A 12,614-nucleotide genomic window follows, 5' to 3' on the forward strand; every position below is an offset into this window, starting at 1 on the left:
AGCTTACCTGGAAAAAAGTGGGAATAAGATAAGTTTTCTGGCGTGGGAAGTAAAATCCAGTGTGGCCCTAATCAGCAAAATTTCGCCAGATCTCCTGAATGTCTTCCATAAAGAAGCCACGATAGAGAAGAAAACGCTGCACTTTCGCCTTTGCCTGCCACTCCGTCGGCAGCGGCGAGCCAAACTTACGTTCGGCCAGCTCACGCGCCAGAGGCTGCCAGTCAATTTCACAAGCCATCATCGCCGACTCACCAATAGCCCGGTCTATTCCCTTTTGCTTCAGTTCCTGCCGAATACGCTGAGGGCCATATCCCTTACGGCTGCGGCTGGCAATAAAACGTGACGCAAACTGCACGTCGTCCAGCCAGCGGTGTTCGTAACACCAGGCAATAACCTTATCAATATCGTCCTGAGTAATCTCAGGTTCGTCCTCTTTAGCAAATTTTGCCGCAAAGGCAGAAGGCGTTGCCAGCTTACGGCGCAGCTCATGTTCGCTGTGGTCACGCATGGCAAGAATACGGGTCGCCTTATCTAAAAGGCGGGCAAAAGCACTGCGGCGGGGAGAAGCGGTGTTGTCGGGCATAGGGTCGTGTGGCAAAGATCGATATCAGGGGGAGAGAAAGCACAAAGGGCCGCGTTAGCAGCCCTTTGTATTATTTTAGAAGTCTTCGTTGGTTTCGACCGCGTCTTCGTCGTGGTCATCTACCGTGAAGTCCGGCGTGCTGTCCTGGTTATTCAGCAGCATTTCGCGCAGTTTCTTCTCAATTTCTTCCGCCATCGGCTTGTTCTCTTTCAGGAAATTGCTGGCGTTTGCCTTGCCCTGACCGATTTTTTCACCGTTGTAGCTGTACCATGCACCCGCTTTTTCAATCAGCTTGTGCTTCACGCCCAGGTCAACCAGCTCACCGTAGAAGTTGATACCTTCGCCGTAGAGGATCTGGAACTCAGCCTGTTTAAATGGCGCGGCAATTTTGTTTTTCACTACCTTCACGCGGGTTTCGCTACCGACGACGTTTTCGCCATCCTTCACGGCACCGATACGACGAATGTCGAGACGGACAGACGCGTAGAATTTCAGCGCGTTACCGCCGGTCGTGGTTTCCGGGTTACCGAACATCACGCCAATTTTCATACGGATCTGGTTGATGAAGATCAGCAGCGTGTTGGACTGCTTCAGGTTACCAGCAAGCTTACGCATTGCCTGGCTCATCATACGTGCCGCAAGGCCCATGTGAGAGTCGCCGATTTCACCTTCGATTTCCGCTTTCGGCGTCAGCGCCGCAACGGAGTCAACGATGATGACGTCAACCGCGCCGGAACGTGCCAGCGCGTCACAGATTTCCAGCGCCTGCTCACCGGTATCCGGCTGGGAACACAGCAGATTGTCGATATCAACGCCCAGTTTTTTGGCATAGACCGGGTCCAGCGCGTGCTCGGCATCAATGAACGCACAGGTTTTACCGCTACGCTGTGCGGCCGCAATAACCTGCAGGGTCAGCGTTGTTTTACCGGAAGATTCAGGCCCGTAGATTTCTACGATACGGCCCATTGGCAGGCCGCCTGCGCCCAGCGCAATATCCAGAGAAAGTGAACCGGTAGAGATCGTTTCCACGTCCATGGAGCGGTCTTCACCCAAGCGCATGATGGAGCCTTTACCAAATTGCTTTTCAATCTGGCCCAGTGCTGCCGCTAACGCCTTCTGTTTGTTTTCGTCGATAGCCATTTCTACTCCTGTCATGCTGAGCGATGCGATGATTCGCAACCCCGCGTTCTCAATACTGTTTCGTTGAGGCAATTATACTGTACAGTCATACAGTATCAAGTTTATTTTTTAGAAAATCGTCCCACAGGCTCTGCAGGGCGAATTCCGTGGCCTGGCGGCGAACGGCATCGCGGTCACCGTCAAAGCGCTGCACCTTTGCCAGCGTTCTGCCGTGCTTGTCCGCAAAACCAAACCACACCGTACCGACCGGTTTTTCAGGCGTGCCGCCATCTGGCCCGGCGATACCGCTGACAGAAACTGCATAATCCGCTTTCGCGGCAGCAAGTGCGCCTTGCGCCATCTCAAGCACTACGCCTTTGCTCACGGCGCCATAGGCTTCCAGCGTAGATTCGTTCACGCCGATCAGCTGATGTTTGGCTTCATTGCTGTAGGTTACAAAGCCCCGCTCAAACCAGGCTGAGCTGCCGGCAACGTCAGTAATCACTTTCGCGATCCAGCCGCCGGTACAAGATTCTGCGGTGGTTACGGTGGCCCCAAGCTGCCCAAGGCCATTCCCTACCCACTGGCTTAGCTCAAACAATGCGCTGTCTGTCATGCTGGCTCCGATTGTAGACATATCATCAGCCAACACGATAGCACTTTACGGGCGTTGCAGGGGATTACATCGGGATACTCGGGAAGGATTCCAGAAATGGAACGGCCAGCAAAAGCTGGCCGGGGGAAAACTATTTCATGCTGTTGGCAATGGTGTTCACGTTATGTTTGAACGCCATTTCATAGGTGCTTGCCGGGCCGTCTGGGCGTGAAAGTGCCTCTGGATACAGCTCACCGCCGGGCTTAGCGCCGGTCGCGCTGGCAATTTGCTTCACCAGGCGTGGGTCGGTCTGGTTTTCGATGAAATAGGTGGAGATATGTTCATCTTTCAGCTGTTTAATCAGAGAGGCAACGTCGCTGGCGCTGGCCTGGGCTTCCGTGGAAAAGCCTACCGGGGCCAGGAACGTGACGCCGTAAGCCTCGCCAAAGTAGCCAAAAGCATCGTGGCTGGTCAGGACCTTGCGTTTAGACTGCGGCACATCAGCAAAGCGTTTTTTCGCCCAGCTGTCGAGCTGTTTCAGGCGCGCTGCATAGCTATCGCCGCTTTTACGGATAGCCTCTGCATCCTGTGGATCGGCCGCAACCAGCGCCGCAGAGATATTTTCCGCGTAGATAGCCCCATTTGCCGCGCTGTTCCACGCATGTGGGTCAGTGATTGATTTACCGTCTTCTTCCATACTGCGGGTGTTAATTCCCTGAGAAGCCACGATAACTTTGCCCTTGTAGCCGGACGCCGTCACCAGGCGATCCATCCACCCTTCCATGCCGAGCCCGCTCACAATCACCACATCCGCATTACGCAGCGCGACGCTGTCTTTCGGCGAAGGTTCAAAGCTATGCGGGTCGCCATCCGGCCCAACCAGGCTGGTGACTTTGACATGGTCGCCGCCAACCTGTTTAGCCATGTCAGCCAGAACGGTAAAACTTGCCACTACATTCAGCGTTTTCGCTGCAGCCATCTGGCTGGAGAGTGCCAGAGCCAGCGCAATACCAATCCCTAAACGTTTCATTTAACCCCCTTTATGATTGCCAATTTCCTACGCAGCAGGCTCCCTGCAAGCACGCTGCGCGGTCCGAAAAGTATTGAGATAAAGAATGCGACGCTCGCGGTAAGCACAATGGCCGGCCCGGCGGGTAAGGAGGCGTAGAAAGACCACACCAGCCCTAACCAGGCACAAATCAGGCCACACACCACGGCAAGAGCGATTGAGCCAGGCAATGTTTTAGCCCAGCAGCGCGCGGCAATAGCGGGCAGCATCATCAGGCCAACGGACATTAATGTGCCGAGGATTTGGAAACCGGCAACCAGGTTAAGCACCAGCAGCGCCAAAAACGTGCCGTGTATCAGCGACGGCAGCAACCGGTTGTTCACCTGTAAAAAGCTGCGGTCAAAAGACTCCAGCACCAGGCCGCGATAAAGCAGCGCCAGCGCAATCAGCGTCACGCTGGCAATGAGACCCACAAACTTAATAGCTTCACCATCCACGGCGAGAATTGAGCCAAAAAGCAGGTGCAGCAGGTCAACGCTTGACCCGCGCAAAGAAATCAGCGTCACGCCGAGCGCCAGCGAACCAAGATAGAATCCAGCAAAGCTGGCATCTTCTTTTAATGGCGTCCGGGCGCTAACCCAGCCGGAAAGTAAGGCCACCAGCACGCCGGCCACAAACCCACCAATGCCCATTGCCACCAGCGACATACCGGCGACCAGATAGCCCACGGCAACGCCGGGTAAAATGGCATGAGAAAGCGCGTCACCCACCAGACTCATACGGCGAAGCAGAAGAAAAATGCCAAGCGGAACGGTACTCAGGGAAAGCGACAGGCAGGCCACCAGCGCGCGGCGCATAAAGCCGTAAGCCACAAACGGCTCAATAAAAAGGTGATAAATCATGCTGTTTGTACCAGGCGCGGGCGAAAGGAAGCATATTGCGCTAAGGCTTCGTCGGCGTTACCCCACTGGTAACCCTCCGGGGTGAGCAGCAAAACTTCAGGAAAGTGCCGGCGTACCAGCTCGTTGTTGTGCAGCACGCTGATAAGCGTCTTGCCATCCCGGTGCATCTGGCACATCAGTTCCATTAAAAACTCACTGGTCTGCACATCCACGCCGGTGAACGGCTCATCGAGCAGCACCAGCGGTGCGTCCTGAACCAGCAGGCGAGCAAACAGCATGCGTTGAAACTGTCCCCCTGAGAGCACATCAATCGGCCGCAGGTAATGCTCACTTAATCCCACGCGTTCAATTGCTTCCATCACGCGTTCACGGTGCTGGCGACGAAGGCCGGAAAACAGCCCGCGCCCCGGCCAGCTCCCCATACAAACTACGTCATAAACCGTGGCGGGAAATTGCCGATCCATCTCCCCCAACTGCGGGAGCCAGGCAATGCGTGGGCGCATATTGTCCTGAAACTTTACGCTGCCGGAAATGGGAGGCAGCAGCCCGGCCAGGGTTTTTAACAGCGTCGATTTGCCGCAGCCGTTCGCCCCGATCACCGCAGTCATGCTGCCGCGCCGGAACTGGCCGCTAAGGGCTGACACAACCACGTTGCCGTAATAGCCCAGCTCGAGATTCTGCAATTCGATCATGGCAGGATAACCGCCCAATGAATGGCGCCCCACAGGCCGAAGATCAGCAGCGCGACAAGGGCCGCGCGAAGCAGCCCGGAAAGGCTAAACAGTGAGGAGGGAGCTGCAACAGACATACTGGCACCAATATTGTTTCGTTATAACATAACATAATCTACCCAATAGCTCTTGTAAATTTCTGTTTTACACCTCGGCATAAACGAACCCTCAATCAAGCACACTTTCCCCTTCGGTCAATCAGAACGTCATTTTTCCACCTCGTTTACCACTCAATAATCTTTCAAACTAACAGATTTATATTTCACAATGAGATCTAAATAACATATTTTCGCATTTCAAAATGATTAATATGAGCCACCACCGGAAACAACGGTGAGCAGATAACCCTACAGGAGACAGAAATGATCGACATGATTACCCACGGGGCGGAGTGGTTTATTGGCCTGTTTCAGAAAGGCGGAGAGGTCTTTACCGGCATGGTGACCGGCATTCTCCCTCTGCTGATCAGCCTGCTGGTGATAATGAACGCGCTGATTAACTTTATCGGCCAACACCGCATTGAACGCATGGCGCAGCGCTGTGCCGGCAACCCCGTATCGCGTTACCTCTTGCTGCCCTGCATCGGCACCTTTGTGTTTTGCAACCCAATGACGCTCAGTCTGGGGCGCTTTATGCCTGAGAAGTACAAGCCGAGCTATTACGCCGCGGCATCTTATAGCTGTCATTCCATGAACGGTCTATTCCCCCACATAAACCCTGGCGAACTGTTTGTTTATCTGGGGATTGCCAGCGGGTTAACGACGCTGGGCCTGCCGCTGGCTCCTCTCGCAGTGAGTTATCTGCTTGTTGGGCTGGTCACCAACTTCTTCCGCGGCTGGATAACCGATCTCACCACCTCGATTTTCGAGAAAAAAATGGGCATTGAGCTGGAACGCCAGGTCCGTCTCTAAGGAAAAATCATGACTCAAAGCATTCGTATTGAAAAAGGCCAGGGTGGATGGGGCGGGCCGCTGATCGTCCCGGTCGATCCGAGCAAAAAGATCGTTTACATCACGGCCGGCACACGCCCGGTAATCGTCGACAAGTTAAGCGAAATGACTGGCTGCCAGGCGGTAGACGGTTTTAAAGACGGCGAGCCGCCGGAGGCAGAAATCGCACTGGCAATCATAGACTGCGGCGGCACACTGCGCTGCGGGCTCTACCCCAAACGCCGCATCCCGACCATCAATATCCACGCCACCGGCAAATCCGGTCCCCTGGCGCAGTACATTGTTGAAGATATTTACGTCTCAGGCGTCCGGGAAGAAAACATTAGCTGGGCCAGCGGCGAACCGCAGGTCGAGCGCAAACATGCGCCAGCGCGGGACTACGACGCCAGCAAAAAAATCACCGAACAAAGCGATGGCCTGCTGGCTAAAGTCGGTATGGGAATGGGCTCAGCCGTAGCAGTGCTGTTTCAGGCAGGACGCGACACTATCGATACGGTTCTGAAAACGATTCTGCCTTTTATGGCCTTCGTGTCGGCGCTGATTGGCATCATCATGGCATCCGGGCTAGGCGACTGGATTGCCCACGGTCTGGCCCCGCTCGCCAACAACCCTATCGGCCTGATTACGCTCGCGCTGATTTGTTCTTTCCCCCTGCTCTCACCTTTCCTCGGCCCAGGGGCGGTGATTGCGCAGGTCATCGGGGTGCTGATTGGGGTGCAGATTGGCCTCGGACATATCCCTCCTCACCTGGCGCTGCCCGCGCTGTTTGCCATTAACGCCCAGGCCGCCTGCGATTTTATTCCTGTTGGCCTGTCTCTGGCAGAAGCCCGGCAGGAAACGGTACGCGTCGGCGTGCCTTCTGTTTTGGTCGGGCGCTTTTTAACGGGCGCTCCCACTGTGTTAATCGCCTGGCTGGTGTCCGGCTTCATCTACCAATAAAGGAAAGCCCCATGCAGATCATTTACCAGACCACCATCGTCCAGATTGGAGAGTGCGCGCGCGAGGCGCTGGCAGACAACATGCTTATTACCTTTCGGGAAGGTGCCCCGGCAGATATTCAGGATTACTGCTTTATCCACTGCCACGGTGAGCTGACCGGCCAGCTAAAGCCTGGCATTCATTTTGAACTCAATGGCCAGCACTACGCCGTCACCGCCGTAGGCGACGTGGCCCAGCAAAACTTGCAGGAACTCGGGCACATCACCCTGCGCTTCGACGGTGAAGCACGGGCGGAATACCCAGGCACCGTACACGTCAATGGCCCGCTGCCTCAGGGCATTGAACCCGGCTGCCAGCTGAAGTTTGTTGCATAAACATTGTTATTTAATCAAAGGAGTAAAACATGAATCAGGTTGCCGTTGTCATCGGTGGAGGGCAAACACTCGGGGCGTTTATCTGCCATGGGCTGGCCCAGGAAGGCTACAAAGTTGCCGTGGTGGATATTCAAAGTGAGAAAGCGGCCCGCGTCGCGCAGGAAATTAACGACCAGTACGGGCCGGGATCTGCCTGGGGATTTGGCTCGGACGCCACCAGCGAGCAAAGCGTTACCGCGCTGGCTCACGGCGTGGACGAGATTTTCGGCCAGGTCGATCTGCTGGTTTACAGTGCGGGCATCGCCAAAGCGGCGTTTATTGGTGATTTCGCTCTGGGGGATTTTGACCGCTCGCTGCAGGTAAATCTTGTGGGCTACTTCCTGTGCGCCAGGGAATTCTCCCGCCTGATGATCCGGGACGGAATTAAAGGCCGCATCATCCAGATTAACTCAAAGTCCGGCAAGGTCGGCAGCAAGCACAACTCCGGCTACAGCGCGGCGAAATTTGGCGGCGTGGGGCTGACGCAGTCTCTTGCCCTGGATCTGGCGGAATACGGCATCACCGTGCATGCGCTAATGCTGGGCAATCTGCTCAAATCCCCGATGTTCCAGTCTCTGCTGCCGCAGTACGCGGAAAAACTCGGCATTCCCGCTGACGAAGTAGAGCAATACTACATCGACAAGGTCCCCTTAAAACGCGGCTGTGACTATCAGGACGTGCTTAACACGCTCCTGTTTTACGCCAGCGATAAAGCCTCTTACTGTACCGGACAGTCGATCAACGTCACCGGCGGGCAGGTTATGTTTTAACTATCAGGTCACCGGTTGCCTCTGGCCCTCAGCCAGAGGCTGCCTAAAGGAGGATGCATGATGAATGCACTGATCGCCCTGGCGGCGATCGCCTGGCTCAGCCAGTTACTGCTCGGCGGCTGGCAAATCCGCCGTTTTAATCGGGCCTTTGACAGGCTCTGCCAGCAGGGGGCCGTTGGCGTAGGCCGTTCATCCGGGCGTTTTCGGCCCAGAGTGGTCATTGCCCTCGCCTTTGATGAGCGGCAAAACGTCCGCGACAGCCTGATAATGAAAGGTCTGACGGTTTTTGCCCTCCCACAGCCTTTAATGCAGTTACACGGCATGAATCGGCAGGAATTGCAGCCCGATGTGATCTTTCCCCATGATCGTGATTGTCAGAATGCTCTATCATTAGCGCTTAAACTGAAACAGGGTTAATTTCGTTTCGAATGCTTATTGCTTGCGAAATTACCGAATCGAAATTTATTGCAAGGTAATAAGAGCCTATGAAACCACGTCAGCGACAGGCGGCGATCCTGGAACATCTGCAAAAGCAGGGAAAATGCTCGGTGGAAGATCTCGCCCAGCATTTTCAAACCACCGGCACCACGATCCGTAAAGATTTAGTGCTGCTTGAAACGGCTGGCACCGTGATTCGCACCTATGGCGGCGTAGTGCTCAGTAAAGACGAACCCGATCCGCCTATTGATCACAAAACGCTGATCAATACCCTGCAAAAACAGCAAATTGCCGAGGCGGCGGTCAAGTACATCCACGATGGCGATTCCATCATTCTGGATGCGGGCAGCACCGTTTTGCAGCTGGTCCCGCTGCTCCAGCACTTCAATAACATTACGGTGATGACCAACAGCCTGCATATCGTCAACGCGCTGTCTGAGCTGGACAACGAACAAACCATCCTGATGCCCGGCGGCACCTTCCGTAAGAAATCAGCCTCGTTTCATGGCCAACTGGCGGAAAACGCCTTCGAACACTTCAGCTTTGACAGGCTTTTTATGGGCACCGATGGCATCGATCTCACTGCCGGGGTCACAACCTACAACGAGGTTTATACCGTCAGCAAAGCGATGTGCAACGCGGCGCGCGAAGTGATCCTGATGGCCGACTCCTCAAAGTTTGGCCGCAAAAGCCCGAATATTGTCTGCGGGCTGGAGAGAGTCGATACCATCATCACCGACAGGGGCATTAGCCACGAATTCCTCACCGCGCTGCGTGAAAAAGGCGTGAAAGTGATTGTTACTGGAGAAGAAGATGAATCAGCGAATGATTGACGCCGCACGAGAAACCCTGCTGCTGGAATTACAGGAAGCAAGCCGCCTGCCGGACAGACTTGGCGAAGATTTTGTCGCCGCCGCCAACGCCGTGCTCACCTGTCAGGGGAAAGTGATTGTTTCCGGCATGGGCAAGTCCGGGCATATCGGGAAGAAAATTGCCGCCACCTTTGCCAGCACCGGCACGCCCGCCTTCTTCGTTCACCCCGCCGAAGCGTTACACGGCGATTTGGGGATGATCGAAAGCCGCGACATCCTGCTGTTTATCTCCTATTCCGGCCACGCGAAAGAGCTGGATTTAATTATTCCTCGCCTGCAGGAAAAGGCCGTTAAGCTGATTGCCATTACCGGTAAAGCTGAGTCGCCGCTGGCGAAAGCGGCCTTTGCCACCGTAGATATTTCGGTAGAGCGTGAAGCCTGCCCGATGCGCCTTGCGCCGACCTCGAGCGCGGTAAACACATTAATGATGGGGGACGCACTGGCCATGGCCGTCATGCAAGAGCGTGGCTTTAACGAAGAGGACTTTGCGCGTTCACACCCTGCCGGGGCGTTAGGCGCACGTTTGTTAAATCGGGTTCATCACCTGATGCGCACCAATGAGCAGCTCCCACAGGTAGCGGACAGCGCTTCCGTCATGGATGCGATGCTAGAGCTAAGCCGCACAGGGCTGGGGTTAGTTGCCGTCTGTGACAAAGCGCAGCAAGTTGCAGGCGTCTTTACCGATGGCGACCTGCGCCGCTGGCTGGTGGGCGGCGGCAAACTGGAAGCCGGGATCAAAGACGCCATGACGAAGAATGGCACGGTGCTAAATGCCGAAACCCGGGCGATAGATGCCAAAGAGATGCTGATGAAAAAACGCATTAGCGCGGCGCCGGTCGTGGATGAAAACGGCAGGCTGCTGGGGGCAATTAACCTGCATGATTTTCATCAGGCTGGTATTTAATCGGCGTCTTTATCGCCCCCAAACGGGGGCGATAAAACGTATTACTGAACGCGAGCCAGCGCGACGGCCTGCCCTAATTGCCACACCGCCATCGCATAGTGGGTGCTGTGGTTGTAGCGGGTAATCGCGTAGAAGTTTGGCAGCCCGTACCAGTACTGGTAACGGTCGCCCATATCCAGGCGCAGCAGGCTCACTTCCTGATGGTTGCCCAAAGAGCCCTGCGGACTCAGGCCGGACTGGCCCAGCGCCGCCACGGAATATTTGGTGTTGAAGCCGTTTGCCAGCCCCGGCACCTGGCCATTGGCCGGCACGGCAACCATGTCGCCCTTCTCCCAGCCGTGAGCTTTGAAATAGTTCGCCACGCTGCCGATAGCATCTTCCGGATCCCACAGGTTCACGTGTCCGTCGCCGTTGAAGTCCACCGCGTACTCTTTAAATGAGGAAGGCATGAACTGCCCGTAGCCCATTGCTCCGGCGAAGGAACCTTTCAGCGCCAGCGGATCGTCCCCTTCATTGCGTGCCATCAGCAGGAAAGTTTCCAGCTCGCCAGCAAAGTATTGCGCGCGGCGCGGGTAGGCAAAGGCGAGCGTCGCGAGAGCATCCACAATGCGCGTTTTCCCCATCACGCGGCCCCAGCGGGTTTCAACCCCGATGATCCCGACGATGATTTCCGGTGGCACACCGTAAACCTGGTACGCGCGGTTCAGGGCAGATTCATACTGGTTCCAGAACTTAACGCCGTTTTGTACGTTATCCGGCGTGATGAATTTAGCGCGATAGCGTAGCCAAGCTCCGTTCGGCCCGGCGGGTGGCGCGGTCGTCGGCGCCTGCTGATCCATCAGGCGCAGCACGTAATCCAGACGTTTGGCCTGGGACAACACTTCATGCAGCTGTCTACGGTCGAAGCCATGCTCATTCACCATTTTGTCGATGAACTTCTCTGCTTCCGGGTTGTAGGCAAAATCACCGGTTTGCATAAAGACATCGTGCTGCGGCTGGAGCAGGAAACCACCCGACGGCGTGCCGCTGGTTTGCTGCTGTTCGGCGGTTTTCGGCTTACTGCTACAGGCGGAGAGTAAAACCAGCATAGGAAGAAGTGCTGCGGCTGAATAACGCATCTGATGGGCTGTCCCTGTGAATGTTCGCGAAAGTTTCGCAATAATGGTAATCCATAATCACTCATCTGAGTATGCCTCTCGCGCCCTTCTGCCGTTAAAATAGCACCGGCAGCCCCAGCGCACGTTTCACTTCGTCCGCCGTCTGCTGAGTCAGCGCTCGCGCTTTTTCACTCCCGGCTTTTAGCACCTCAAGTAAATAAGGCTTATCTTCGATAAAGCGATTTCGCCGCTCTCTGATCGGTGCCAGCAGGTTTTGCAGGCAGGTTTCCAGCTCGTTTTTACACTGCCGATCCCCCAGCCCGCCGCGCTGGTAGTGCTCTTTCATCGCCTCGACTTTCTCTTTGTCTTCATGGAAAGCATCCAGATAAGTAAACACCACATTGCCTTCAATTTTTCCCGGATCGTTGACGCGCAGATGATCCGGATCGGTAAACATGGCGCTCACGGCCCGATGAATCTGCTGTTCGCTGGCGGAAAGGGTGAGCGTATTGCCCAGGGATTTTGACATTTTCGCGTTGCCGTCAATGCCCGGCAGGCGGCCGACCGGGCTGAGCAACGCTTTGCAGGGGGTTAATATCGGCGTCGGCGTCAGGCTATTCATCTTATGCACAATTTCATTGGCCTGTTCGATCATCGGTAGCTGATCGTCCCCCACCGGCACCAGACTGGCTTTAAACGCGGTGATATCCGCGGCCTGGCTTATCGGATAGACAAGAAAACCTGAAGGCAAAGAGCGAGCGAATCCCTTCTGGGCAATCTCGCTTTTTACCGTCGGGTTTCTTTCCAGCCGGGCGACGGTCACGATATTCATGTAAAGCATGGTGAGTTCGGCCAGCGCTGGCAGAGAGGATTGCAGGCAGATTGTGGTTTTCTGGGGATCAATGCCAACCGCCAGGTAGTCCGCCATCACCTGCAGAATGTTTTCGGCAACTTTCTCAGGGCGGCTGCCGTTGTCGGTTAGCCCCTGAAGGTCGGCCACCAAAATGTGCTGCTGGTGCTCATCCTGAAGCTGGACGCGTTTACGTAGTGATCCTACGTAGTGCCCAAGGTGAAGCTGCCCGGTTGGACGGTCGCCGGTAAGAATGGTTTGCTGTAAAACGTGTGAACTGCTCATAAGGGCCTCCTGAGACTGATAAATCTTGCCGGAGGGCGAACAGTTAAAACGAAATAGCCGCCTTCCGGCGGCTATTAGAAAAGGGTGAACGAATTCCTGCCGCCTCTAAAGAGACAGCCACCAACGGCTAACGATAAGTGCGGTGTGATTTATGTTC

At 55.2% G+C, this 12,614-nt stretch carries 15 protein-coding genes; 7 read left to right on the top strand and 8 right to left on the bottom strand.

Going from position 1 to position 12,614, the window contains the following annotated elements; translation table 11 throughout:
* Window positions 1–67 precede the first annotated feature (67 nt).
* From LH86_RS00825 to LH86_RS00850, 6 genes are all read right to left on the bottom strand, one after another.
* The gene (locus tag LH86_RS00825) at window positions 68–583 is read right to left on the bottom strand and encodes a regulatory protein RecX (RefSeq protein WP_039297563.1); all 516 of its coding nucleotides are present in this window, start codon (window positions 581–583) and stop codon (window positions 68–70) included.
* 75 nt (window positions 584–658) lie between these two features.
* The gene (gene recA / locus LH86_RS00830; protein ID WP_008458263.1) at window positions 659–1,723 is read right to left on the bottom strand and encodes a recombinase RecA; all 1,065 of its coding nucleotides are present in this window, start codon (window positions 1,721–1,723) and stop codon (window positions 659–661) included.
* Between the two features lie 85 nt (window positions 1,724–1,808).
* A complete protein-coding gene (gene pncC, locus LH86_RS00835; RefSeq protein ID WP_039297566.1) occupies window positions 1,809–2,318 on the bottom strand; it encodes a nicotinamide-nucleotide amidase in 510 nt (169 codons plus the stop codon).
* 130 nt (window positions 2,319–2,448) lie between these two features.
* A complete protein-coding gene (locus LH86_RS00840) occupies window positions 2,449–3,327 on the bottom strand; it encodes a metal ABC transporter substrate-binding protein (RefSeq protein ID WP_039297568.1) in 879 nt (292 codons plus the stop codon).
* Entirely contained in the window at window positions 3,324–4,208 is an 885-nt protein-coding gene (locus LH86_RS00845) for a metal ABC transporter permease (protein ID WP_008458268.1), read from the bottom strand. The genes LH86_RS00840 and LH86_RS00845 overlap by 4 nt, the downstream gene beginning before the upstream one ends.
* Window positions 4,205–4,900 carry a metal ABC transporter ATP-binding protein gene (locus tag LH86_RS00850; protein ID WP_039297571.1) on the bottom strand — a complete coding sequence of 232 codons (696 nt, stop codon included), beginning with the start codon at window positions 4,898–4,900 and terminating at the stop codon, window positions 4,205–4,207. The genes LH86_RS00845 and LH86_RS00850 overlap by 4 nt, the downstream gene beginning before the upstream one ends.
* 401 nt (window positions 4,901–5,301) lie before the next feature.
* Between LH86_RS00850 and LH86_RS00855 the strand changes: the two genes are divergently transcribed.
* The 7 genes from LH86_RS00855 (at window position 5,302) to gutQ (ending at window position 10,225) form a co-directional block, all read left to right on the top strand.
* Window positions 5,302–5,850 carry a PTS glucitol/sorbitol transporter subunit IIC gene (locus LH86_RS00855; RefSeq protein WP_008458272.1) on the top strand — a complete coding sequence of 183 codons (549 nt, stop codon included), beginning with the start codon at window positions 5,302–5,304 and terminating at the stop codon, window positions 5,848–5,850.
* A gap of 9 nt (window positions 5,851–5,859) precedes the next feature.
* Window positions 5,860–6,828, top strand: a complete 969-nt coding sequence (locus LH86_RS00860) for a PTS glucitol/sorbitol transporter subunit IIB (protein ID WP_039297573.1) — start codon at window positions 5,860–5,862, stop codon at window positions 6,826–6,828.
* Between the two features lie 11 nt (window positions 6,829–6,839).
* Complete coding sequence (gene srlB / locus LH86_RS00865) at window positions 6,840–7,202, top strand: PTS glucitol/sorbitol transporter subunit IIA (protein ID WP_039297576.1); 363 nt, start codon at window positions 6,840–6,842, stop codon at window positions 7,200–7,202.
* A 29-nt stretch (window positions 7,203–7,231) separates the two neighbouring features.
* A complete protein-coding gene (gene srlD / locus LH86_RS00870) occupies window positions 7,232–8,011 on the top strand; it encodes a sorbitol-6-phosphate dehydrogenase (protein ID WP_039297579.1) in 780 nt (259 codons plus the stop codon).
* A 57-nt stretch (window positions 8,012–8,068) separates the two neighbouring features.
* Window positions 8,069–8,428 carry a transcriptional regulator GutM gene (gene gutM, locus LH86_RS00875; protein WP_039297581.1) on the top strand — a complete coding sequence of 120 codons (360 nt, stop codon included), beginning with the start codon at window positions 8,069–8,071 and terminating at the stop codon, window positions 8,426–8,428.
* Between the two features lie 68 nt (window positions 8,429–8,496).
* Window positions 8,497–9,282, top strand: coding sequence for a glucitol operon DNA-binding transcriptional repressor SrlR (gene srlR / locus LH86_RS00880; RefSeq protein ID WP_039297584.1), 786 nt, complete (start codon window positions 8,497–8,499; stop codon window positions 9,280–9,282).
* A complete protein-coding gene (gutQ, locus tag LH86_RS00885; RefSeq protein ID WP_039297588.1) occupies window positions 9,263–10,225 on the top strand; it encodes an arabinose-5-phosphate isomerase GutQ in 963 nt (320 codons plus the stop codon). Before srlR ends, gutQ begins: the two co-directional genes overlap by 20 nt.
* 41 nt (window positions 10,226–10,266) lie before the next feature.
* Here the strand turns inward: gutQ and mltB are convergent, their stop codons facing one another.
* Both mltB and trpS read right to left on the bottom strand, forming a co-directional pair.
* Window positions 10,267–11,343: a lytic murein transglycosylase B gene (mltB, locus tag LH86_RS00890; protein WP_039297590.1), complete on the bottom strand. Its 1,077-nt coding sequence runs from the start codon at window positions 11,341–11,343 to the stop codon at window positions 10,267–10,269.
* 94 nt (window positions 11,344–11,437) lie between these two features.
* Entirely contained in the window at window positions 11,438–12,457 is a 1,020-nt protein-coding gene (trpS, locus tag LH86_RS00895) for a tryptophan--tRNA ligase (protein WP_039297592.1), read from the bottom strand.
* Window positions 12,458–12,614: the final 157 nt, after the last annotated feature.

It is taken from the genome of Cedecea neteri, from assembly GCF_000758325.1.
Lineage (GTDB): Bacteria > Pseudomonadota > Gammaproteobacteria > Enterobacterales > Enterobacteriaceae > Cedecea > Cedecea neteri_B.

What these genes read in the sequence shown, in the direction of transcription:
- LH86_RS00825 (WP_039297563.1), bottom strand. Translation starts at nt 583, where the DNA reads ATGCCCGACAACACCGCTTCTCCCCGCCGCAGTGCTTTTGCCCGCCTT.
- recA (WP_008458263.1), bottom strand. Translation starts at nt 1,723, where the DNA reads ATGGCTATCGACGAAAACAAACAGAAGGCGTTAGCGGCAGCACTGGGC.
- pncC (WP_039297566.1), bottom strand. Translation starts at nt 2,318, where the DNA reads ATGACAGACAGCGCATTGTTTGAGCTAAGCCAGTGGGTAGGGAATGGC.
- LH86_RS00840 (WP_039297568.1), bottom strand. Translation starts at nt 3,327, where the DNA reads ATGAAACGTTTAGGGATTGGTATTGCGCTGGCTCTGGCACTCTCCAGC.
- LH86_RS00845 (WP_008458268.1), bottom strand. Translation starts at nt 4,208, where the DNA reads ATGATTTATCACCTTTTTATTGAGCCGTTTGTGGCTTACGGCTTTATG.
- LH86_RS00850 (WP_039297571.1), bottom strand. Translation starts at nt 4,900, where the DNA reads ATGATCGAATTGCAGAATCTCGAGCTGGGCTATTACGGCAACGTGGTT.
- LH86_RS00855 (WP_008458272.1), top strand. Translation starts at nt 5,302, where the DNA reads ATGATCGACATGATTACCCACGGGGCGGAGTGGTTTATTGGCCTGTTT.
- LH86_RS00860 (WP_039297573.1), top strand. Translation starts at nt 5,860, where the DNA reads ATGACTCAAAGCATTCGTATTGAAAAAGGCCAGGGTGGATGGGGCGGG.
- srlB (WP_039297576.1), top strand. Translation starts at nt 6,840, where the DNA reads ATGCAGATCATTTACCAGACCACCATCGTCCAGATTGGAGAGTGCGCG.
- srlD (WP_039297579.1), top strand. Translation starts at nt 7,232, where the DNA reads ATGAATCAGGTTGCCGTTGTCATCGGTGGAGGGCAAACACTCGGGGCG.
- gutM (WP_039297581.1), top strand. Translation starts at nt 8,069, where the DNA reads ATGATGAATGCACTGATCGCCCTGGCGGCGATCGCCTGGCTCAGCCAG.
- srlR (WP_039297584.1), top strand. Translation starts at nt 8,497, where the DNA reads ATGAAACCACGTCAGCGACAGGCGGCGATCCTGGAACATCTGCAAAAG.
- gutQ (WP_039297588.1), top strand. Translation starts at nt 9,263, where the DNA reads ATGAATCAGCGAATGATTGACGCCGCACGAGAAACCCTGCTGCTGGAA.
- mltB (WP_039297590.1), bottom strand. Translation starts at nt 11,343, where the DNA reads ATGCGTTATTCAGCCGCAGCACTTCTTCCTATGCTGGTTTTACTCTCC.
- trpS (WP_039297592.1), bottom strand. Translation starts at nt 12,457, where the DNA reads ATGAGCAGTTCACACGTTTTACAGCAAACCATTCTTACCGGCGACCGT.